The sequence below is a fragment of the Sphingomonas sp. genome, assembly GCF_048595155.1.
Classification (GTDB): Bacteria; Pseudomonadota; Alphaproteobacteria; order Sphingomonadales; family Sphingomonadaceae; genus Sphingomonas_I.
The window spans coordinates 17871-36832 of record NZ_JBMDXN010000101.1 but is presented as its reverse complement, the minus strand read 5'-3'; the positions used below and the strand labels follow the sequence as shown (position 1 = coordinate 36832).

Genomic DNA, 18962 nt, shown 5'->3' with positions numbered 1-18962 from the left:
GTGCTGCCTCCGCGCCTCGCCGCAGGTAAAGCCAGCAACGTTGTGCGCTCAGCTGCGCGCAATCAGCTCTTCGCAGGGCAAATTACGACGCGCGTCCCCGTATACAGACTTCCCGTTCGGGTTCAGGCCGCCCTCCGCTCCCAACTTGGCTCCGCCAGCGCCTCTGCCGTAACCCGCCCGGCCAGCGCCTTCACTTGATAGTGCGCCGACGCGATCCCGCCCTCCTGCCATCCCGGCGTCTGGCTCAGCGCGGCGCTTGCGAAATAGACGCGGCCATCCGGCTTCTGCAGCAAACGGAATGCCGGGGTGTCGATATTCCCTTCCTGCCGTCCCGCTTGGCCGGGATTCCACGCCGGCCACGGGCCGAGGCTATAGGGTATTTTGTGCCAGTTCACGGCGATGCCATTGGAAAGATCTTTGCCGTGGCCTGGGTGAACCTTCTCTACCACAGCGCGGGCATATTCGATCTGCTCGGCGATCGGCCGTTTCTGGAAATCGGCGGCGACCGGCCCTGATGCATAGCAGGCAAGCAGCATGCCCCGTGCGGAATGAATGGCAGCCGACGGGTACCAGATCAGGCTCGTCGGCCCACCGACAAAGGTGATGCCGCCGTAAATCTGATCCTCCGTTTCCCAGAACCGCGGCGCGTCGAACGCGATCTTGTTGGAATGATCGTAGACCACGCCAGCGATCGCCTGCGCCACCGGCTTCGAGAAATTGGTATCGATGGAAGAAAGGACGGGGAACGGTATCGTACAGATCAGATAATCGCCGCTCACCACGTTGGTCGCGTGTGAAGCTTTGTCGCGATAGACTACCTCGACACCCTTGGCGGTGTCGCGAATGCGTGTGACTTCGGCACCGCGGATCGCCGGGCGCCGCAGGTTCCGGTCGAACCCTGCATGGATCCGATCCATGCCGCCGACCGGCTCGACCATTGTCGCCTGCATATAGAAAGCATCGTCGAACAGGGTCATCGGCAATTGCTGATTGGCCAATAGTTCCCCGAGGGGACGTGCAGGATGATGGGTCGCAAATGCGGGGCCAGCCCCCGGCATGGTCTGGAAGCCGGAACGCGCGGTCCCCGTGAAGGCGCCAGTGTCATCCAGATCGCCGTAGAAGCGCAGGAACGGCAGTAGCTTTTCCTTGTCCCCAGGCGTCAGTCTCTGATCCAAGGCACCTTGGCTGACCGCCTTGGAGAGAAGCTCGGCAATGTGGCCGCGCATATCGTTGACGGCGGTGCGCTGGCGCAGCTTGGCGCCATCATCCCCTACGATATAGGCGGATCGGCTGGAGTTCACCTCCACCTCCAGCGGTACCCCGAACTTGTCTGCATAGCCGAGCAGACCGGTATGGAAGCTGGGTATACGGGCGGGACCGGCGTTGAAATAGGCGCCGTCCGTAAAGCGCGCGGTTTGCGTTTCCTCGCCGATCATTTCGATCTTGTCGCCATCGCGCACCGTCCACGCGCGACCGCCCACCCGCTCACGCGCCTCAAGTAACGTCACAAGAAAACCGGCTTGTTCCAGCTCGTAAGCTGCGACCAGCCCGGATATCCCAGCGCCCAGCACGATCACATGCTTACCGTTACCGAGTGTAGGCGGCAGCGCGGGCATCGCCGCCGCGCGCGCTGTACTCATCAATCCCAGCGCCTGCATCGCACTGAAAGTTGCCCCCAGGCCACCAAAATAGCCCAGCCGTTCAAGCAGCCTGCGTCGTGAAATCACTGTTTGACCCCCCAAGTTACGACGGGGGCATTTTACCCTCCGACGCGTCGCCGCTACGTCAGCGGCGCACCCTTCGGAGCATCCTTTCCCAACATGGTCTTCTGGCGGCGGCTGGGTGTCTGGTCCGGCCCCCCGTAACCTCTGGATCCACAGAACATCGCAATAGCAAACCGGGCGCAAATGCAATTATTGCAAGATTATTACTTTTTCGTCTTTGCCGGAATTTTTTTGATGCCCGCCAATGGATGTCGTTCCGCCCAACGATCACGCTTGCCGAAGCTCGTGGCGGGCCGCATGCTGCCGCATGCATCCGGTTTTCCTCTCGTCGCTCAGTCCGTTTCTGGCATGGTTGGATATTGCCGGCGTGGCGGTATTTGCAGCGTCCGGTGCGCTGGCGGCAGCAAGGGCGCAGCGCACGATCGTTACGTTCTGCTTCTTCGCGCTGGTGACGGGAACTGGGGGCGGCACGATACGCGATCTGTTGATCGACGCGCCCGTCTTCTGGATGCATCGCACACTGCCGGTTGCAATCTGCCTGACCGTGGCCGCCCTGGTGTGGATGACCCCTCAGCGCTGGTGGTCCAGCAGGGCGATTGACTGGTTCGACGCCGTGGGCCTCGCGGCCTACGCTGTATATGGCGCCAGCAAGGCAATCAGCGCAGGAGTCCCGCCCCTCCCGGGCGCACTGATGGGCGTCGTAACGGCCTGCTTCGGCGGGATATTACGTGATATCGTGGCGGGTGTGCCCTCCATCATCATGCGCCCAGAAATCTACGTAACGGCCGCCGCTTTGTCGTCCGGCCTGTTCGTGACGCTCAGCATGGCGGGCCTGCCCAGCGTCTGGCCGGCCGCGATTGGCGCTGTCGCAGGCTTTGCGCTGCGTGCGCTGGCCATTTCGCGCGGCCTTGCCCTTCCCGCGTATCGCGGCTGATCGGCATGCTGCACGTCGTCCATCATCCCGATTATGTCTCGCCCGCAGCGCCGGGGAGCAGCTTCCCGCATGATAAATATGGGCTGGTGATGGTGGCGCTGCAGGAGAGCGGGGCGCCCTTCGCCGTCCACACGCCGGAACTGATGCCGCGTAACTGGATCGATGCCGTTCATGACGCTACCTATGTGGACGAAGTGCTGGCCTGCGCGGTCCCGCCTGACAAGACCCGTCGCATCGGCTTCCCCATCACCCCGCGCGTATCGCGCCGATCCCAACTATCCCCTGGCGGCACCTACCTCGCGGCGCGCCTTGCGATGCTGCACGGATATGCCGCGAACAGCGCCGGCGGCAGCCATCATGCGCTGGCTGATACGGGCGCGGGTTATTGCGTTTTCAACGATCTGGTGATCGTGGCCCATCGCCTGATGGCCGAGCGCGCTGTCGAGCGGGTCATGATCCTCGATCTGGACGTGCATCAGGGGGACGGTACCGCCGCGCTTACGGCCGATGATCCGGACATCTTCACCTTGTCCCTGCATGCCGAAAAGAATTTCCCGGTCCGCAAGGCACAGTCGAGCCTGGATATCGGATTGCCTGACGGAACTGGTGATGAGCCCTATCTCACCACGCTTGCCGACGTGCTGCCACGCACGTTGGACGAGTTTCGCCCTTCGATCATCCTCTACCAGGCCGGCGTCGATCCGCATGCCGGCGACAGGCTGGGTCGGCTGGCGCTCAGCGACGCGGGATTGGAAGCGCGCGATCGCTACGTCGCACGCACCGCCAAGCAACGGGCTATTCCGTTAGCCAGCGCGCTGGGCGGCGGCTACGGCGCAGATCGCATGGCCGTCGCAAGACGCCACGCCGATACGATGATTCACCTTGCCGACGAGATGGGACAGCCCTCCCGCTCGACCGCCAGCCGACCCTGACCATCGTCCGGCATGGCGTTGCCGCGACGCCCTGCCGATCACCTTATTGCAACGCCAGCACCGCTACTGACGCCGCCGGCAGCGTAACTACCAGCTTGCCATTCTCACGACGGGCCGCGATCGGCCGCGGCTGTACGGCGTTGGGCGCGGCGAAGCTGTTGACCGCATCGACCTTCGCCGCGCTCAGCACTTGGCCCGAAGCGCCATTCGCCGAGACGCCCGCGACGTCGATAGCAATTTCTGCCGTTCCGTTCGGATCCAGGTTCACGACGGACACCCACGTCCTGCCTGCCTTGTCGCGAGCGGCGACCACGTCGACGCGCGGCATCTCCACCTTGCCATGCCGGTACAGGCCAGCATCGTAGGAGGCCGGCAGCGCCGTCGCATCCTGGAACGGCAAATAGAGCTTATAGACGTGGTAGGTGGGCGTCAGCACCATCTTCGGCCCGTCGGTCAGGATCATCGCCTGCAGCACGTTGATCATCTGCGCGATATTGGCCAGCCGCACCCGATCGGCGTGGCGCATGAAGATGTTCAGGTTGACCGCCGCCAGAAGCGCGTCGCGCTGCGAATTCTGCTGCTGCAGGAAACCGGGGTTGCTGCCCGGGGTCGGGGCCAGCCATGCGCCCCATTCGTCGACGACCAGCTCCAGCTTCTTCTCCGGATCATATTTGTCCATGATCCCGGCCTGCTTGTTGATCATCGTGTCCATCCGGAACGCTTCGGCCAGGGCGATCGCATATTCATCTTCGCCAAAGCCGGTGCTCTTCAAATGCGGCGGCCAGCCGCCGACGACATAATTGTGCAGCGAAACGCCCTCGATGTCCCAGCTCCAGACCTTGTCCTTCCAGGCCTTCATCACGGCCTCGGTATAGTCGCTGTTCAGGCTGTCCCAGCCTACCGCGATCCGCTTCGTTGCCGTCGGGCCCTTCTGTGCCGGATCCAGATTGCGCGTATAATGCGCAAACCGCTTCATCTCTTCGACATAATGATCGGCGGACATGGCCCCGCCACAGCCCCAATTCTCATTGCCGAGACCGACATATTTGATCTTGTACGGCGCCGGGTGCCCGTTGGCGGCACGTTCGTTGGCCAGCGTCGTCGGCTGGTCCGCCGTCATATATTCGAACCAGTCGGCAGCCTCTTCGGCGCTACCAGAACCAATATTGACCGACAGATACGCGTCGGCGCCGATCTGCTGCAGGAAGTCGAAATATTCGTGCGTTCCGAAGCTGTTTGGCTCGATCACATTGCCCCAGCTCGCGTTCAGCGTGTGCCGGCGACTAGCTTGCGGCCCCACCCCCCAACGCCAATGATATTCGTCTGCGAAACACCCGCCCGGCCAGCGTACATTGGGGACACGGATCGCCTTCAGCGCCGCCACCACGTCGGAGCGGATGCCCCGCACGTTCGGTATCTTAGAATCGCGCCCGACCCATACGCCACCGTAAACGCCGGTGCCCAGATGCTCTGCGAACTGACCGAAGATGTCGCGATTGATCGTCGCGCCAGGCTTGGCGGCATCGATCCGCACGTTGACCTGGGCGGCCGCCAGAGCAGCCGTCCCATGTAAAGCTATCGCCACGACGCCCACGCTCAACCGCCACGCCTTCATTTCGCTCTCCCCACCGCGCGCCCGTTGCATGCGCGGCACGGAATTACTCAGACAATTGCCAACGGTCAACGATGGCGTGGCCAGCCAGATAAGATCTTTTTAAACCAGCTGCTTAACATGTGTTTCTGCAGATTTACGCAACTATCCGGCGCTGCTGCCGTTGGCTGGACATCATGATTGGATCACGGCGCCTTGACTCCTGCAACGCCACTCAGCGGAGGTTCGGGCCATGAACCAGCAGATTTCGCATCTCGGCCTGCTGGACGATGAAGCCATCATGCTTGATGCGGCCGCGCTTGAGCTCGCCAGTCTCGATCACCCCGGTCTTGATCTCGAACCCTATCTGGCCTTCCTCAACATGGTTACCAACCGCCTGGCGGTATTGGCTGAACATGCGGATACGGCCGAGAAACAGGCGCTCGTCCTGGCACAAGTCATAGGGGGAGATTTTGGTCTCCACGGTGACAGCGCAAGCTATGACGATCCGGCCAATACCGACATGATCCGCGTCATCGACCGCCGGCGTGGGCTGCCGATCAGCCTGGCGATCCTTTATGTCGCTGCTGCGCGCAGGATGGGGTGGGCGGCTGATCCGTTGAACACGCCGGGGCATGTGCTGGTACGGATCGGTACGGGCACAGCGCCGGTCCTGATCGATCCGTTCGATAATGGCGCGATCCTGGGCGCGGAAGATCTTGCCCGTCTGCTCGCCCGAATTCTTGGGCGGGACGTTCAGCCGCTAGCGGATCACGTGGTACCAATGACCAATCGCGCAGCGCTCGTCCGGTTATTGATGAATCAAGCGAGCCGTGCCGAAAACAGCAGCGATCCCAGCCGCGCGCTTCAGGTGCTGCAACGGATCACCACGATCGATCCGAGCGGGGCGCATGGATGGTGGACACGCGCCCGGCTGGAGCTCGTTGCCGGAGATGTCACCGCGGCGCGAGCCAGCCTGAGCGCGATCCTGGAAGTGACGCGCGATCCTAAGATGCGCGAGCATGTCGCAGCCGCAATGGATGGGTTGACGGGCCACGCGCGCTGAAGAAGATATTGCCCGCCGTTAATCCTCGCCCGTTTCGACGCCCTCCCCCTGCTCCTCGACGCCCGCATCGCTTTCCGAATGCTCCGGCTCACCATGGACGATGTCGAGGTAGAGGCCGGCCAATTCATAATGGGCTTTTACGACACCCGGATGTGTCGCGGACTGCGCTAGCTCCAGTTCTGCCTCAGCCCGCTTTTCGAAATATTCCTGCTCCGGATCCATCTTTTCTTCAGGCTTAGTCATGCCTGATGCGATGCCCGCACAGCCCCGGATGCGCAATGATCTGCATTACAGATTTGGGATTTGGCCCCTGGCCCAGCACGCCTGGACGACGATCTGACTGTCGGGGCTACCTGGGTCGTTGCTTGAAGCGGCATCCAATCCCGCTCAGCACCATAAAACGCTCTTCACCAGATGCGGCTTGGCACAGCCCTTTGCCGGGACCGGCAAAGGCTGGCCGGGTCGCCATAGGCCAAGCCGCTGTTGGATGGCCGGCATTTCAGCGTCGATCACCGCAAGAGGATTGTTATCACCATAGCGTGTGCCGCTCCTATAGCGAACAACCTGCCGATAGGCCGCGCCCGAAAGCCGGCTCACCGTGACCCAATAGCCAAATGGCGCGTCTTGGGTGGGCTCGGCGGAGATGACGGCGCCGCGCAGAGGCCCAGCCGGGACGTAGCGTATTTCCTGATTGTTATTCCGGCCTACGAAATGCCGGTAGACTGGGACGAACCCATCGCGCGCACGATCATAGCTTAGCAGCGCTAGGGCATGAAGATAATCGCCATTGCCGGCGTGCAGACTGCTCACTTCAATCTTGAGGAGCGCGATCTTGTCGGTCGGATGCACGATGGTTGGGGCGGCAAGATAGTGCGGTTGGAAGAAATCATCCTTCACCTTGTCGTCACGCGTAAGCAGGCCCTCCAGCGAGGGCTGACATGTGCGGCCACCATCTTTGCTGATGCACAAGGTGATCGCGCCGTCTTCGGTATCGCCCGAAGGCGTATCGCTCACCGACGGGCCCTGGCGTGCCGTGAAGTGCCACGGCGCGCGCGTTGCGAACGGCTTAGACAGATCCATCGATGCGATCGTCTTCATCGGCGGAGCAGCCATTCCCGCCGCTGCGCACAGCGCCGCCAGGATGGTCGCTCTCAACCCGGTCCGTCTTGTCATCAGATGCTCCTGCCACACGCTATTGTCACCGATGCGCCTGCTTCTTCTGATGCAGCCAGCGGTTTTGCCGGGCGCGTCAGGCGCGCTTAGGAGTAGAAGGGGATGCGGGCCAGTTTCCAGCTATTGCCGACCGGCACGAAGACCCGCTGATCGCCGACATCCTCGGCATCAAGCAGATATTCGCCGGCAACGATGGGGCCTGCCACCTCACCATCGTCCTGACCGCGGCGGAACCCGTGCACGCGTCCGGCGCGGATCGCCGCAATCACCGCGGGCGTAAAGATGCGATCATATTTCTTCAGGAACTCCGCACGATCTCGGCTCGCCGCAGACGTGGGGCTTAGTTTGCACTGCGTGTCGCCTGGTTCGCAATAATTGCCCGAGCGGAAGTCCTTGAAAGGAAAGCTGACCATGTTGGCGACGGCGTTACGATCGCCTTTCAGCACCGCGGCGCGAAAGGTAGTGAAGAAGCTATGAAATCGGGCTGCCTGTGCGTTCTGGGCTGGCGCCGCCGCCTGTGCGGGGAGCGCAATTTGCATCGATGCCGTTGTTAGTACGGCCACTGCCGAAAGCCAGATGAGACGTCGCACGATCCGCAATCCCCAATTGATCCATGTTAGCAGCGGCTGTACTAACCTCGCTCGCAGGGGTACAGACGTTTTTACAGTATTTCGTCGGATCGAAGGTCAAATAGTCATACAACGACGCCCGCGATCTTCCCTCGGCAGAGCCCGCGCGAGCGGCTAATAGACCGCCGCGGCGCTGCCCTTCCTTCACGAGTAAAAGGATCCCTGATGACGCGTTTATCATGGCTCATCGCAACCCTTGCCATGAGCCTGTTCGGATCATCAGCCGCCCACGCCATAACGTGCAGCAAGGCGGCCAACAGCATGGAACGGCTGATTTGTTCGGACAGCCGGTTGCGCCAGGCCGATGCGGCGATGAATGCCTCCTATCTTCGCCTGCTAAAGTCTACCGGCGAGGAGGATATCAAGGCTGCCCTGATCGCCAGCCAAAGGCGCTGGCTGGCAGCGCGGGACAGCCAGTTGGGCCGTCTTGGCCAAGGGCCCGGCTCCCTCAGCGGACCTGCGTGGCGCGCCATCGTGTTCAAGGCAATCCGCGATCGGGGGGCCGACCTTATTCGCATCGACACGGGTGACACCGGCCTGCCGCGGATGATCGCCATGGCCCGGCGGCAGCGGGCATTCGCGGCGCGGTTCACCGGCGGCGCCTATGCCGGTTTCCAGACGTCGTGCAGCTTTGTTCCGAGCGGCGGCGGTTACGTCTACGGCTGCTTCGGCCGCCAGCACTTCCAGAACCGCGATCGCGTCTGCAGCGTCGACCAGGAGTGGGCAAGTGGCTCCGTGAGCGAAACGCGGGTGGTGGAACGCGTCACGAACGGTACACTGACAAAGATTGCGGGATGCTCCATCGGAAATGATGCCTACGGCTCCTGCCCCAATCCCAATGCGTCTGGCGGTCAGCATGCTGTATGGACGGCGGCATCTGGTACCCGGACGCCGCCCTACCCGCCGTTGCAGAAGATCGACGTCGATATCGACGTCGACATGGCATCGGATTGGCTGCCCGCCTGCCTGACCCGACCCGATTACCCGCCGATGCCTGCTGCCAGCAGCCAGGGGAAGAAGGGGCCCAAGAAGCGGCGCCGCTGATCGGCCAAGCAAAGGTCGGCCCTGCTAAGCCGACCGCACATCCGCCAGACGCGCGGCAGCTCAGATATGCGTGAGCTGCCGCTGCGCCTCTTCGGCCACGGCGTGCAACGTTTCCGGCGAACGCGATCCAACGACGCTGTAACCCATGCCGTTCAACGCCCAGCTCACCCGAGCCACATCGTCTTGCCGCGTCGCGGCCATCGGCGCGGTCTTGTCGATCTTCATCGGGCGCGTCATCAGGACGAGACTGGCGCCTTGTTCGTTATTGTAGAGGAACAGCACGGCGGGACCATGTGGTGTCGCTACCAATCGCCCACCCGCATAGCGATATCCCGATCGGCTGAGATCAGGAATAGCCACACGCCGCCCGAGGCGTAGCGAAGCCTGGCGAAGCAGACCTTCCCGTCCATCCGGCGCGACCTCGCCCGCGGCGGGCATATCGACTGAGAAAACGCGGTAATTGTCGGTCGCTTCCTGTGCCAACGCGCCGATACCAGCCGAGGGTGGCATGAAGTGCTGGGCGCTCATCCACCCGCTCCCGAAGCCTGCCCCGAGCAACAGGGAGGCCGCAAGCGCGCCCCACCAGGCCGGCCGGCGCCGCCGTTCCAGGATCGCCCCCACGCGCATGGCGGCCGGAATCGGCTCCTCTGCAGCGGGCGCGAATGTCGCGCACATTTGCCGCGCCTGCGCCATCTGGCAGGTCAGGCGCGTCCGCACCTCCGGATGTTCCGACAGGAAGGCTTCCACGAGGCGGAGTCGCTCCGGCGACAGGCGCCCATCGACCCATGCCATCAGGTCATCATCACCCACCGGGCTGGTCACTTCACGCTCCTCAATCGCGGCCTTTCACCAGCCGCCAACAATGCCGAAAGGCGATCGCGCCCACGCGACACGCGCGACATCACCGTACCGAGCGGCACGCCCAAAATCGCCGCCGCCTCCGCATAAGGAAGATCCTCGACCGACACGAGCAGGAGCACCGCCCGCTGCTCGTCCGGCAATGCATCCAGCGCCCGCAGCAAATCGTCATGATGAAGGCCGGCTTCCTGCTCCGGTCGGACGGCCAGCGCCTCCTCGTCGACCGCATCGATCGCCACCAGCCCGGAGCGCCGCTTCTGCCGCCGTGAATGATCGACCAGCAGATTGTGCAGGATGGCATAGAGCCACGGGCGAACATTGCTGCCGCGCCGGCGCCACCAGCCCGCGACCGCGCGTTCCAGGCAGTCCTGCACCAGATCGTCGGCAAGCGCCGTATCCCGCGTCCAGGCCCGCGCGTAGCGGCGCAGGCCCGGTATCAGCGGCTCGATTGCAGAGGCCAGCGCTTCCATGGTCAGGGCCGCTGCACTTGAACGATCTTGCCCGGATTGCCCTCATCTGCTTCGGCGATGACGAGGAACCGGGGCGGCTGATCGGCCCCACCCTGCACGACCTGCCGGATCGGCCCCGAAGCATTGACGATCGCGGAACCCGCCGGATTTGTCATGAACATGGCCAGCGGCTCCAGCGCTCCGGACCCGTCCGGCTTGGCGGCAAAAGCCAACACATATTGGTGTTTCGGCTGCAATCCTGTTGCAGAGGCTTCCAGGATCTGGATCAAGCCCTGGTCGAACAGGCTGACGCTGGTCGGGGCGCCGTTCGAACCTGGCACTCCCAGCTCTAGATGAATGGCTTTGCCAGCGACGCCCAAGGGCTGCAGATTGGCAGTACCGGCACCTTCGGTAACCGCGTTCGGGACATATGCGATTGCTTGCGGTGCCTGCCCGATCGGCACATTACCGATCACCTTGTTCGAGCCCGTATCGATCGCAGCGAGCTGATCGTCATTCTCCAGTCCGACATAGATGCAGCTGCCATCGCCCGATGGCCATACGCCGTGCGGCAGCTTGCCGACGGGAACATTGGCCACTTGATCGAATGTGTCCGTCCGGAACACCTTTACCTCGTTAAGCCCGCCCACCGATACATAGGCGAAAACGCCCTTCCGTGTCTGCGCGAAATTGACGTGGTTGGTAATTGGTCCGGTATCAATCACCTTCAGCACCGCGAAGGGTGGCCGCGCGTCGAACGCGACGGTCTTGCCCACGTCCTTCAAGGTAAACCAGACCTGCTTGCCATCCGGGCTCGCCGCGATGTTCGGGCAGAACGGGCTTGGTTGCGGAACATGCCCAACGATCTGATGACTCTTGGTGTCGAACACCACCAGCTCGGGATCGAAGGAAGAACAGACATAGCCATAGTGACCATCCGGCGAGAAGATCGTCATGCCGGGTCCGCCCGGCGTCTTCAGCCGCGTCTTTTCCTCATAACTTACTGGATCGAGGACGGAGATATAATCTTCGCCGCGTACGGTGACCCACACTTCGGAACCGTCCGGAGTGAAAAAGGCTTCGTGAGGGCTGCGGCCAATATAGGTCGTATGTTTGACCGCGTTGGTGGCGGTGTCGATCCATGTGACGGAATTGGATCCGATCGAAACCACAGCCAGCGTCTTGCCATCCGGCGAATAGCCCAGACCGTGTACCAGCACCTGCCCCTTGTAGAGCGGAGAGAAGTTGCCGGGCTGCGGCTCGCCTAGCTTGATCACGCCCAGCAAGCGATTGTCCGCCGGATCGGTCACGGACAGGGTGTTGGAAAATTGCTCGGCGGCATAGACGCGGTCGCGGTGGCTTACGGGCGTGTTCTGACGCGCCCAAGGCGCCTGCTGCGCCGCTGCCGGTGCGGCCGCGCAGGCGCAAAGCAGCGCGGTCAAGAGGATCGACTTGTGCTTCATCTCAATGCTCCATGTTCATTGGCGGCATCGCGCCCTGGGTGGGCGCCGGCGCGGACGGCGGCAGCGGCTTGCCGAGCGCCAATTGCATCGCGGCAATTTCCTGCTGCTGGTCGACGATGATCTCTTGCGCGATGCGCTTGAGCTGTTCGTTGCGGCCATATTTCAGCTCGGCGACGGCCATATCAATCGCGCCCTGGTGATGTGGCGTCATCATCGCTTCGAAATCACGATCGACGTCGCCGCTGGGCTTGATCTGCATCGCGGCCATCATGCGGTCCATCGCCGCTGTCGTTGCCACCAGGAAGGGCTGTTCCCCGCCTGCCAAGGCTGCGCCCGCAACCCCGCTTCCAACTGAGAGCGCGATAAGCGCAAGGCCAAGCTTCAATGTCTGCACGCGATGCTCCTATGCGGGGCGTTTGCTAGTGGAGACGTGGCCGGACGCGCGTTATTCCCGCAGCGATGCGTTTTTATTGAAAGTGCAGCGCCCACAGTAGAAAAAGGCTGATCGCCGACAATGCAGCTAAGGATAAGATCGCAGATGCTGTAACACGGCCGCCAACGGCCGTGATCGCACGCAGATCAACTCCTAGCCCCAGCGCAGCCATCGAGATGACGGTCAGGCATGTCGCCAACCTTCCACTTGGAACGACAATCGCCTCGGGCACGAGACCGAGCGAGCGACAGGCCAGCATCAACAGGAAGCCGATGATGAACCAGGGGACGAGATGCGCCAGCGAGATCTTGGGACGAAGCGCATCGCCACCCGCGACGTATTCGTCGGCCGGGATAGCCTCCACCGGCAGTTTGGGCGCAACCATGGACAGCACCAGGCACACCGGACCAAGCATCAGCACGCGGACGAGCTTCACCAATGTACCCATATGCACGGCAGACGGGCCGAACGGCGCTGCGGCCGCCAGCACCTGCGGCACCGCATACACAGTCAGGCCGGCAAAAGCGCCATAGGAGATCGGGTGCAAGTCGATCGCCGAGCCGATGATCGGCATCAGGAGTACGACCGCCACGCCCAGTATCGCCGTGAATGCAATCGACGCCGCGACATCGTCGCTATCCGCGCCGATCACCGGCGCAACCGCTGCGATGGCCGAGTTGCCACAGATCGAATTTCCGCACGCAATCAGCAAGGCCATGCGGACAGGAAGCCGCATGCAGCGGCTGATGCCGAAGCTCAACAGGATTGCCAGGCCGACGACGCCGGCGATGCCCAGCAGCAGTCCTGGGCCCGCGGCGAGGATCGTGCTTGCCTTGACGGACAGGCCAAGCAGCACAACGGCGATTTCCAGAAGATATTTGGCGCTGAAGGCGATTCCCGCGTGATACCGGTTGCCGGGATGCCACAGACTGCGCACGGCGACGCCAAGCAGAACGGCCATGACCAGCGCCTCCAGCCAGGCTCTTCCCAGGAGGATCCTTTCTGCGGCCTCCAGCAGGTAGGCTGCCGCCGCGATCGTGATGCAGAGGCCAGCGCCCGGCAGGACGGACAAGAGGGACGTCTCATTTGGAAGAAGGTGAACATGGCGAGCAGCGGCGGAGGCCATCGGCGTTTCCTTTCGCTGGCAAGCTAAAAGCCGACGATCCATCACTCCAACGCATGTTAGCTTTCATTCCAATCACCTAAGGAGATGGATTAGCTGCGACATCCAACCACGATGTGGGGCGGAGGTCGCGCTCGATGTCAGCCCAGCCGTCGCACATGTGGACTCTTGAAGTGGCTCGCCGCATGGCGACCCTGTTGCTTTTCGACACAAGGGGAAATGAGCAATGATCAAAACGTCCTTCGGTGCGATTTCGCTGCTTACGGCCATGCTGATCCTCGGCGGAAATCCGGCACAAGCCGCGGGGAAGACCTGTCCTGCCACAACGTTTCCGAAGTTCCTCTCCGCCTTCGCCGCGGATCCCGCGCTCCAGCGGGCGCACACCCGCTTCCCTCTCGCGTACGAGACGATCGATGCGAATGCCGAGCCGGAACCGCGGACCGTTCGCAAGATGCTCGGCGCCAAAGCCGTCCGCTTCCCGATCATGCCCTCTCCGGCGGAGCAGAAGAAGAAGCACATGACGGTGCTCAACGAGGCCGTGCCGGGTGGGATGGAAGTCACGGTGCGCACCGGCGAAACCGACGATCAATTTCGCCTTTTCTTCCGTCAGGAGGGGGGATGCTGGACCTTGCTGAGAAAGAGCGACGATTCCCTCTAGAAGGGCGCCCACCGACACTTTCGGCTTAGCTGCGAACCTGCAGACGTCTCTTCACGGCGCGGTTGGCATGCTCTCCCCCCACGGTGTGTAGGCGTGGTCATCGCGCTGTGGGTGGGGGTAAGAAGGCCAGTACGTCGCCTGTATAGCGCTCGATCACCGCGCTGATGGGGTTGCCGTTGGGAAGCAGCAGGACTGCCCGGTTCTCCAGCACCGTCTCGGGCACGTCCAAATTGGGCATTATGGGCCATTGCTGGCGCGGCAAAGTCATCCAATTGGCCGGTAAAGGCGACCAGACATGCTTGCTGGAGAGGGTGAACCGGCGAAATTGAAGCGGCTTGGCGGCGCGTCCAAAGGGGATGTCCGTGGTGTCGAGCTGGCGGTTTATGTCGGCAGTCAGCCGTGCAGGCACATACCAATTGTCGGCATCTGATAGCACGTGCGTGCCACATCGCAACCGCACGTGACGGTAGCCGACCACCTCGTTCGGCCCCACTTTGAGCAAAGTCCGGATCGCATCGGGTATGGGATGATCGCCATCGCGCACGCGTTCCGCGACAATCTTGGGAGCTCCTGCGGCCAGATGATGCGCGGCGCACCAATCATCGAGCACGAGCGTGGCGCTGTCATTGGCAAGCAATTGATCGCTCAACGCATGCAGGGCGGCATCGGCAGTGAGGCGCCCTTGGACGGTCGCAGGCCAACCAGGGGGGCCCTTTTGGGCGTGAATCGGGGCCGATATCGCCAGCAGCAAGGCCGATACCACCCCTGATCGAACCGCTTTGTGGGTCAAATGCCGGCGATCACACGTGCTCATATTCATCCTCCCGGGCCCATGACGGGCTTAATGGACGCCACTCAGGGGCGCGAATGGGGGAGGCCATTCATCCTTTACGGGATCCCGCCAACAGGAACTTCGGCGAATTCGGGGCGAAGCGGCGCACTAGCGCGGCCAATTCGGTGTCAAACAACCGCTAATATGCTGTCTGCGGATCGCTCTCCCTCAATCGCTTTGCATCGGACGCACTGTTCCGGCGGGCGTCAGAATTGGACCGTAGTCGCCGCGCCGGAGTAGGTGATAGACTTGCTCGCCGGCAGCCTATCCATGCCCCCCGGCACTCCATCCTTGATGAGGACGAGGTTCAGCTGCCGCGTCCGCACTATCCCCGGGAAAGCGCCGTGGCGCGCGCCGATCGTCAGCCTTTTGGCAGCATCGTTCCAGACGAGCTCATAGGTCGCCCGTGCGCCTTTCTCATAGGCGTAGGTCTCGTTGTCGTCCTCATACAGGGTGAAGCGGGCGTCCGCGCCGGGATAGATACGTACCTCATAGGGCGCAGCGGCATCCTGGGTGGCATATTGAATGTTCGGCCCCATCGGCAGGATGGAGCCGCCCCGAACGTATAGCGGGATCAGATCGAGTGGCGCGGACCGCGTCACCTGCTGGCCGCCATCGAAGCGCTGATTGGTCCAGAAATCATACCAACCGCTGCCGGCCGGCAGATAGGTGGTCATGTTCTCATTCAACGCTCCCTTGGGACCACCCAGAGCCGTACGTTCGCTCGGTAAGCGCCACGCAAGGCGCAGCACACGATTTCCGTCGACCTGATAATAATCAATCCCGACGCGGACCACTTGCCCCTTCCGCAAACGGATGAGGGCGCCCTTGTAGCGCGCCGCGCCGGCGGCCCAGTCCTCGACCACGGTTTTGCCGTCGAGCCTCAGCCGAAAGCCGTCATTGCCTTCCAGTCCGATTTCATATTCTCCATCCTCGGGCGCGGTAATCGTGCCATCCCATTTCGCGGAGAAATGCTGAAGGTTCTTCAGGCCGGCCGGCACCTCCGCCAGCGGAGGGTCTGGCCAAGTATGATCGACCTTCACGTCGACAAAACGGCTCTTCGGCGCGTCGAAATTCTCGCCTTCATAATATTGGCCGGCGAGCCCTGGCTGACCGTCCGGCGTGCGCAGATAGTCGCCGGGGATCGTGGCCGCCGGCGGTGGCAGGATATGGTACATCGCGCGCGTAACCGGGTGGACCAGGATCGAGGGGCCGAACAGGAAGCTGTCGTCGATCTTGTCGGTCGCGCGATCGTCCGGAAAATCCATCATCAGCGGCCGCATCAGCGTATAGCCGTCGGAGGTCACCTTCCAGCTCAGGCTGTAGATGTAGGGCAGCATGCGGTAGCGCAGCCGGGTGCTCCTCAGCAGCGACGCGTAGACCGCCGGATCCATCGTCCGGAACAGATAAGGTTCGCGTTCCACGTTGGTGCCGTGGATGCGCATGATCGGGTTGAACGCGGAGAATTGCAGCCAGCGCGCATAGAGTTCGCGCCAGGCGGGATTCTTCTCGCCGCCGGGAAAATCGGCGACGAAGAAGCCGCCCGTATCCTGCGTCCAATAGGGGTTGCCGGTCACGGTGACGTTGATGCCGTCCGCCACCTGTTGTTGCAGCGTTTTCCAGCTTGCGAAGATGTCGCCGCTCCAGGATGCCGCGGCGGTCCGCTGCGCACCCGCCCAGGCTGAACGGGTCAGCGTGAAGACGCGCTTGTCGCTGGTCGCGCGCTCGCCATCATAGGTCCCCTGGGTCGTCAGCAGAGAATAAGGATTTAGGTAGCGGGTAAAGTCACCCAGCGCGTTGCGGCCCAAGGCCTTGGTATCGCGGATATTGTCCTGCGCGTTCCACATCGCGCTCGACACCTCGATCTCGGTACCGTCCATCCACAGCGCATCGACACCCTGGTCGAGCAAACCGGCCTTGATATGCTTGAAATAGATCTGACGCCCGAGCGGGCTGTAGGCGTCGTAGACGCGCGCATGTTTGGAAATCCAGTGCAGCGGTTCGAAGCGCAGTCCGTGCACGTCGAGTTCATGCGCCAGCGCGGTGTCATTTCCGATCGATGGCCAGATCGAGACCATCAGCTTCATGTGGAGGTCGTGGACCTCGCGCGCCATGCCGGCGGGGTCTGGGTAGCGGGTCTTGTCCCATGCCATCCCGCTCCAGCTGCCGTCCTTGTCCGACCCCCAATATTGCCAATCCTGCACGATGTAATCGAGCGGGAAGCCGTCCTTGCGAAAGTTGCGGGCGACGTCGAGCAATTGCGCCTGCGTCTTGTAGCGCTCCTTGCTCATGAACAGGCCGAACGCCTGCTTGGGATACATCGGCGCCTGCCCGGTCAGCGCACGATAATCGGCAACAACCGCGTCGGGCGTATCGCCCGCCATGAAATAATAATCGACCCCGCCCGGAGCGCTCTCCGCCCACATCGAGGTGCCGCCGGCATCGTCCTTGAAGCGCATCTGCGAGTAGGTGTCCCACATTACGCCGTAGCGGCGCGAGGACATCATGACCGGGATGATGATGCCGACATTGGTCTGGACAAGTAGCAGATCGGTGCCGCGCCGGTTGCTGCGATCGGTGCCGTTGAAGCCGAGGCCGTAGATGGCCTCGTCCGGACGCAGCGTGAAGCTGTTGCGGGCCTCCAGCGTCGGCGCGTCGGAGATGATCCGCTTCGTCAACGTCTGTGGTTCGGACGCCTTTTCCTCGGTGTAGAGCTTGCCCGCCGGATCGAAGAAGCGCAGGGCGCCGTTCGCCTTGCTGACCTCGATCCGCAATCTTGGGCTGGTGATTGTCAGCGTGTCCGCGGTTTCGGACAGGGTGAAGCTGATCGATTGCGGTGGAGCGATCACCGACAGACTAGGCGCGGTCCAATAGTTCTCGCCGAAGTTGGCGTTCACCCGCAGGGTCGCAGGACCGTAGAAGATCAAGTTCTTCACGACCTGCCCGACCCGCACTTGAACACCCTGGCCCAACCGTTTGTAAGCGAAGCCGCTCGGCGAGGGTGCAAGTACGGCCCGCAAATGGCCACGCGCATCAAGGCCCGAGCCTAGTTGCTCCGTAACCGCCTGTGCTGCTGCTGGAGGAGCGGCAGAGGCCGCGCCACCCAGCGCGAACAGCGCGCCCGAAAACAGTGCGAGTCCCCGGATCTTCAATTTGCCCCTCCCACGACGGTAGCCCAGCGATGCGATCGCTGAATACAACCGGTTTCCGTTAGCTATGCTTGCCCGGAAACCTGTGGGGCCGATAGGTCAAAGCTGGGAAAATGCTCCACTTCGAACCGGCAGCACGACCGGGGAGAGCATCTTAGCGTGTGGCGCCCCGCCCGGCTTGGCGCCTCAAGGACTGGCTTAGCGCGATGCGGTGGCACCGCTTTGGAACGGGGCGGTTCCATCCTGATCACCCCAGAGCGGCGCGGTTGCATCCTCGATCGCGAGCTTCCGGCGGAAGCGGAGATGGATCAGGCGATGCTCGAGAATGCGGCCGCCGACCCACAGTGCGAAGAAAACGCCCATAATGACGTAAGCCGTCGTCATCGAAGGTTTGCGATTGCGCTTGCCGATCTGCTCCCCGCCCTTTTTCTTATCCGGCTGCGGCGCACCGAGGAACTTGTCGACCGGGTTCATCGGGACATCCTCGGGTTTAACCCTGGACCGCTTTTTTGCGGCCTCGGCTTTCGCCTTCACCACCTCCGGCGGGTTACGCCATTGATCGACCGCGACGCCGATCCGGCCGAGCGCAAAGAACAAGAGCGGCGCCAGAAAGCATGCAAGCAAAGCGCGGCTCATCATATCGTAACGCAGCACGCCTCCGGTGACCCGCAAAGTGCCGTTGTCGAAGATAGACATCTTGTCTTGGGGAAGCTGGTTCTTCTTGGTGAAGGTCAGCGTATCGCCGTCGATCCGGTAGGTCGTGTTCTTTTCTTCGAACAGGCTTTCGAGCCTGCCAAAAGCTTGTGCAGCGGATTGAGAAGGCTGCAGCGGCAGGCGTCCGCGTACCCGCCAGATCCAGTCGATATAGGGTAGCTTCACAGGAACAATCCTTTGCACGCCGTTG

The 18962-nt window shown here is 62.4% G+C and carries 18 protein-coding genes; 5 read left to right on the top strand and 13 right to left on the bottom strand.

The window, feature by feature from the left end; translation table 11 throughout:
• Positions 1-122: 122 nt before the first annotated feature.
• On the bottom strand, positions 123-1640 hold the full coding sequence (locus tag ACOJSI_RS15130) for a flavin monoamine oxidase family protein (protein ID WP_420139129.1): 1518 nt from the start codon (positions 1638-1640) through the stop codon (positions 123-125).
• Positions 1641-2031: 391 nt separating this feature from the next.
• Between ACOJSI_RS15130 and ACOJSI_RS15125 the strand changes: the two genes are divergently transcribed.
• Entirely contained in the window at positions 2032-2658 is a 627-nt protein-coding gene (locus ACOJSI_RS15125; protein ID WP_420139128.1) for a trimeric intracellular cation channel family protein, read from the top strand.
• A 5-nt stretch (positions 2659-2663) separates the two neighbouring features.
• Complete coding sequence (locus ACOJSI_RS15120; RefSeq protein ID WP_420139127.1) at positions 2664-3590, top strand: histone deacetylase; 927 nt, start codon at positions 2664-2666, stop codon at positions 3588-3590.
• Between the two features lie 43 nt (positions 3591-3633).
• Here ACOJSI_RS15120 and ACOJSI_RS15115 read toward each other — a convergent pair whose 3' ends face one another.
• Positions 3634-5205 carry an alpha-N-arabinofuranosidase gene (locus tag ACOJSI_RS15115; RefSeq protein WP_420139126.1) on the bottom strand — a complete coding sequence of 524 codons (1572 nt, stop codon included), beginning with the start codon at positions 5203-5205 and terminating at the stop codon, positions 3634-3636.
• A gap of 229 nt (positions 5206-5434) precedes the next feature.
• Here ACOJSI_RS15115 and ACOJSI_RS15110 point away from each other — a divergent pair, with 229 nt between their 5' ends.
• Complete coding sequence (locus ACOJSI_RS15110) at positions 5435-6247, top strand: SirB1 family protein (protein WP_420139125.1); 813 nt, start codon at positions 5435-5437, stop codon at positions 6245-6247.
• A gap of 18 nt (positions 6248-6265) precedes the next feature.
• Here ACOJSI_RS15110 and ACOJSI_RS15105 read toward each other — a convergent pair whose 3' ends face one another.
• The 3 genes from ACOJSI_RS15105 to ACOJSI_RS15095 all read right to left on the bottom strand — a co-directional run bounded on the left by ACOJSI_RS15105 (position 6266) and on the right by ACOJSI_RS15095 (position 7959).
• The gene (locus tag ACOJSI_RS15105) at positions 6266-6490 is read right to left on the bottom strand and encodes a hypothetical protein (protein WP_420139124.1); all 225 of its coding nucleotides are present in this window, start codon (positions 6488-6490) and stop codon (positions 6266-6268) included.
• Between the two features lie 144 nt (positions 6491-6634).
• Positions 6635-7420: a hypothetical protein gene (locus tag ACOJSI_RS15100; RefSeq protein ID WP_420139123.1), complete on the bottom strand. Its 786-nt coding sequence runs from the start codon at positions 7418-7420 to the stop codon at positions 6635-6637.
• Between the two features lie 86 nt (positions 7421-7506).
• Positions 7507-7959: a hypothetical protein gene (locus tag ACOJSI_RS15095; RefSeq protein WP_420139122.1), complete on the bottom strand. Its 453-nt coding sequence runs from the start codon at positions 7957-7959 to the stop codon at positions 7507-7509.
• Between the two features lie 255 nt (positions 7960-8214).
• Between ACOJSI_RS15095 and ACOJSI_RS15090 the strand changes: the two genes are divergently transcribed.
• The gene (locus ACOJSI_RS15090) at positions 8215-9093 is read left to right on the top strand and encodes a lysozyme inhibitor LprI family protein (protein WP_420139121.1); all 879 of its coding nucleotides are present in this window, start codon (positions 8215-8217) and stop codon (positions 9091-9093) included.
• 60 nt (positions 9094-9153) lie between these two features.
• Here ACOJSI_RS15090 and ACOJSI_RS15085 read toward each other — a convergent pair whose 3' ends face one another.
• The 5 genes from ACOJSI_RS15085 to ACOJSI_RS15065 all read right to left on the bottom strand — a co-directional run bounded on the left by ACOJSI_RS15085 (position 9154) and on the right by ACOJSI_RS15065 (position 13422).
• The gene (locus ACOJSI_RS15085) at positions 9154-9915 is read right to left on the bottom strand and encodes an anti-sigma factor family protein (RefSeq protein WP_420139120.1); all 762 of its coding nucleotides are present in this window, start codon (positions 9913-9915) and stop codon (positions 9154-9156) included.
• Positions 9912-10421, bottom strand: coding sequence for an RNA polymerase sigma factor (locus tag ACOJSI_RS15080; protein WP_420139119.1), 510 nt, complete (start codon positions 10419-10421; stop codon positions 9912-9914). Before ACOJSI_RS15080 ends, ACOJSI_RS15085 begins: the two co-directional genes overlap by 4 nt.
• Positions 10422-10423: 2 nt before the next feature.
• Positions 10424-11863: a YncE family protein gene (locus ACOJSI_RS15075; RefSeq protein WP_420139118.1), complete on the bottom strand. Its 1440-nt coding sequence runs from the start codon at positions 11861-11863 to the stop codon at positions 10424-10426.
• 1 nt (position 11864) lies between these two features.
• The gene (locus ACOJSI_RS15070) at positions 11865-12257 is read right to left on the bottom strand and encodes a DUF305 domain-containing protein (protein ID WP_420139117.1); all 393 of its coding nucleotides are present in this window, start codon (positions 12255-12257) and stop codon (positions 11865-11867) included.
• 73 nt (positions 12258-12330) lie between these two features.
• Positions 12331-13422: a YeiH family protein gene (locus ACOJSI_RS15065; protein WP_420139116.1), complete on the bottom strand. Its 1092-nt coding sequence runs from the start codon at positions 13420-13422 to the stop codon at positions 12331-12333.
• Positions 13423-13687: 265 nt separating this feature from the next.
• Here ACOJSI_RS15065 and ACOJSI_RS15060 point away from each other — a divergent pair, with 265 nt between their 5' ends.
• On the top strand, positions 13688-14077 hold the full coding sequence (locus tag ACOJSI_RS15060; protein WP_420139115.1) for a hypothetical protein: 390 nt from the start codon (positions 13688-13690) through the stop codon (positions 14075-14077).
• 97 nt (positions 14078-14174) lie between these two features.
• Here ACOJSI_RS15060 and ACOJSI_RS15055 read toward each other — a convergent pair whose 3' ends face one another.
• The 3 genes from ACOJSI_RS15055 to ACOJSI_RS15045 all read right to left on the bottom strand — a co-directional run bounded on the left by ACOJSI_RS15055 (position 14175) and on the right by ACOJSI_RS15045 (position 18937).
• A complete protein-coding gene (locus ACOJSI_RS15055) occupies positions 14175-14891 on the bottom strand; it encodes a hypothetical protein (protein WP_420139114.1) in 717 nt (238 codons plus the stop codon).
• Between the two features lie 224 nt (positions 14892-15115).
• A complete protein-coding gene (locus ACOJSI_RS15050; RefSeq protein WP_420139113.1) occupies positions 15116-18061 on the bottom strand; it encodes a TIM-barrel domain-containing protein in 2946 nt (981 codons plus the stop codon).
• 195 nt (positions 18062-18256) lie between these two features.
• Positions 18257-18937, bottom strand: a complete 681-nt coding sequence (locus ACOJSI_RS15045) for a hypothetical protein (protein ID WP_420139112.1) — start codon at positions 18935-18937, stop codon at positions 18257-18259.
• Positions 18938-18962 lie beyond the last annotated feature (25 nt).

Coding starts and splice junctions, on each gene's coding strand:
- ACOJSI_RS15130 (WP_420139129.1), bottom strand. CDS start 1,640: ATGAGTACAGCGCGCGCGGCGGCGATGCCCGCGCTGCCGCCTACACTC.
- ACOJSI_RS15125 (WP_420139128.1), top strand. CDS start 2,032: ATGCATCCGGTTTTCCTCTCGTCGCTCAGTCCGTTTCTGGCATGGTTG.
- ACOJSI_RS15120 (WP_420139127.1), top strand. CDS start 2,664: ATGCTGCACGTCGTCCATCATCCCGATTATGTCTCGCCCGCAGCGCCG.
- ACOJSI_RS15115 (WP_420139126.1), bottom strand. CDS start 5,205: ATGAAGGCGTGGCGGTTGAGCGTGGGCGTCGTGGCGATAGCTTTACAT.
- ACOJSI_RS15110 (WP_420139125.1), top strand. CDS start 5,435: ATGAACCAGCAGATTTCGCATCTCGGCCTGCTGGACGATGAAGCCATC.
- ACOJSI_RS15105 (WP_420139124.1), bottom strand. CDS start 6,490: ATGACTAAGCCTGAAGAAAAGATGGATCCGGAGCAGGAATATTTCGAA.
- ACOJSI_RS15100 (WP_420139123.1), bottom strand. CDS start 7,420: ATGACAAGACGGACCGGGTTGAGAGCGACCATCCTGGCGGCGCTGTGC.
- ACOJSI_RS15095 (WP_420139122.1), bottom strand. CDS start 7,959: ATGCAAATTGCGCTCCCCGCACAGGCGGCGGCGCCAGCCCAGAACGCA.
- ACOJSI_RS15090 (WP_420139121.1), top strand. CDS start 8,215: ATGACGCGTTTATCATGGCTCATCGCAACCCTTGCCATGAGCCTGTTC.
- ACOJSI_RS15080 (WP_420139119.1), bottom strand. CDS start 10,421: ATGGAAGCGCTGGCCTCTGCAATCGAGCCGCTGATACCGGGCCTGCGC.
- ACOJSI_RS15075 (WP_420139118.1), bottom strand. CDS start 11,863: ATGAAGCACAAGTCGATCCTCTTGACCGCGCTGCTTTGCGCCTGCGCG.
- ACOJSI_RS15065 (WP_420139116.1), bottom strand. CDS start 13,422: ATGGCCTCCGCCGCTGCTCGCCATGTTCACCTTCTTCCAAATGAGACG.
- ACOJSI_RS15060 (WP_420139115.1), top strand. CDS start 13,688: ATGCTGATCCTCGGCGGAAATCCGGCACAAGCCGCGGGGAAGACCTGT.
- ACOJSI_RS15055 (WP_420139114.1), bottom strand. CDS start 14,891: ATGAGCACGTGTGATCGCCGGCATTTGACCCACAAAGCGGTTCGATCA.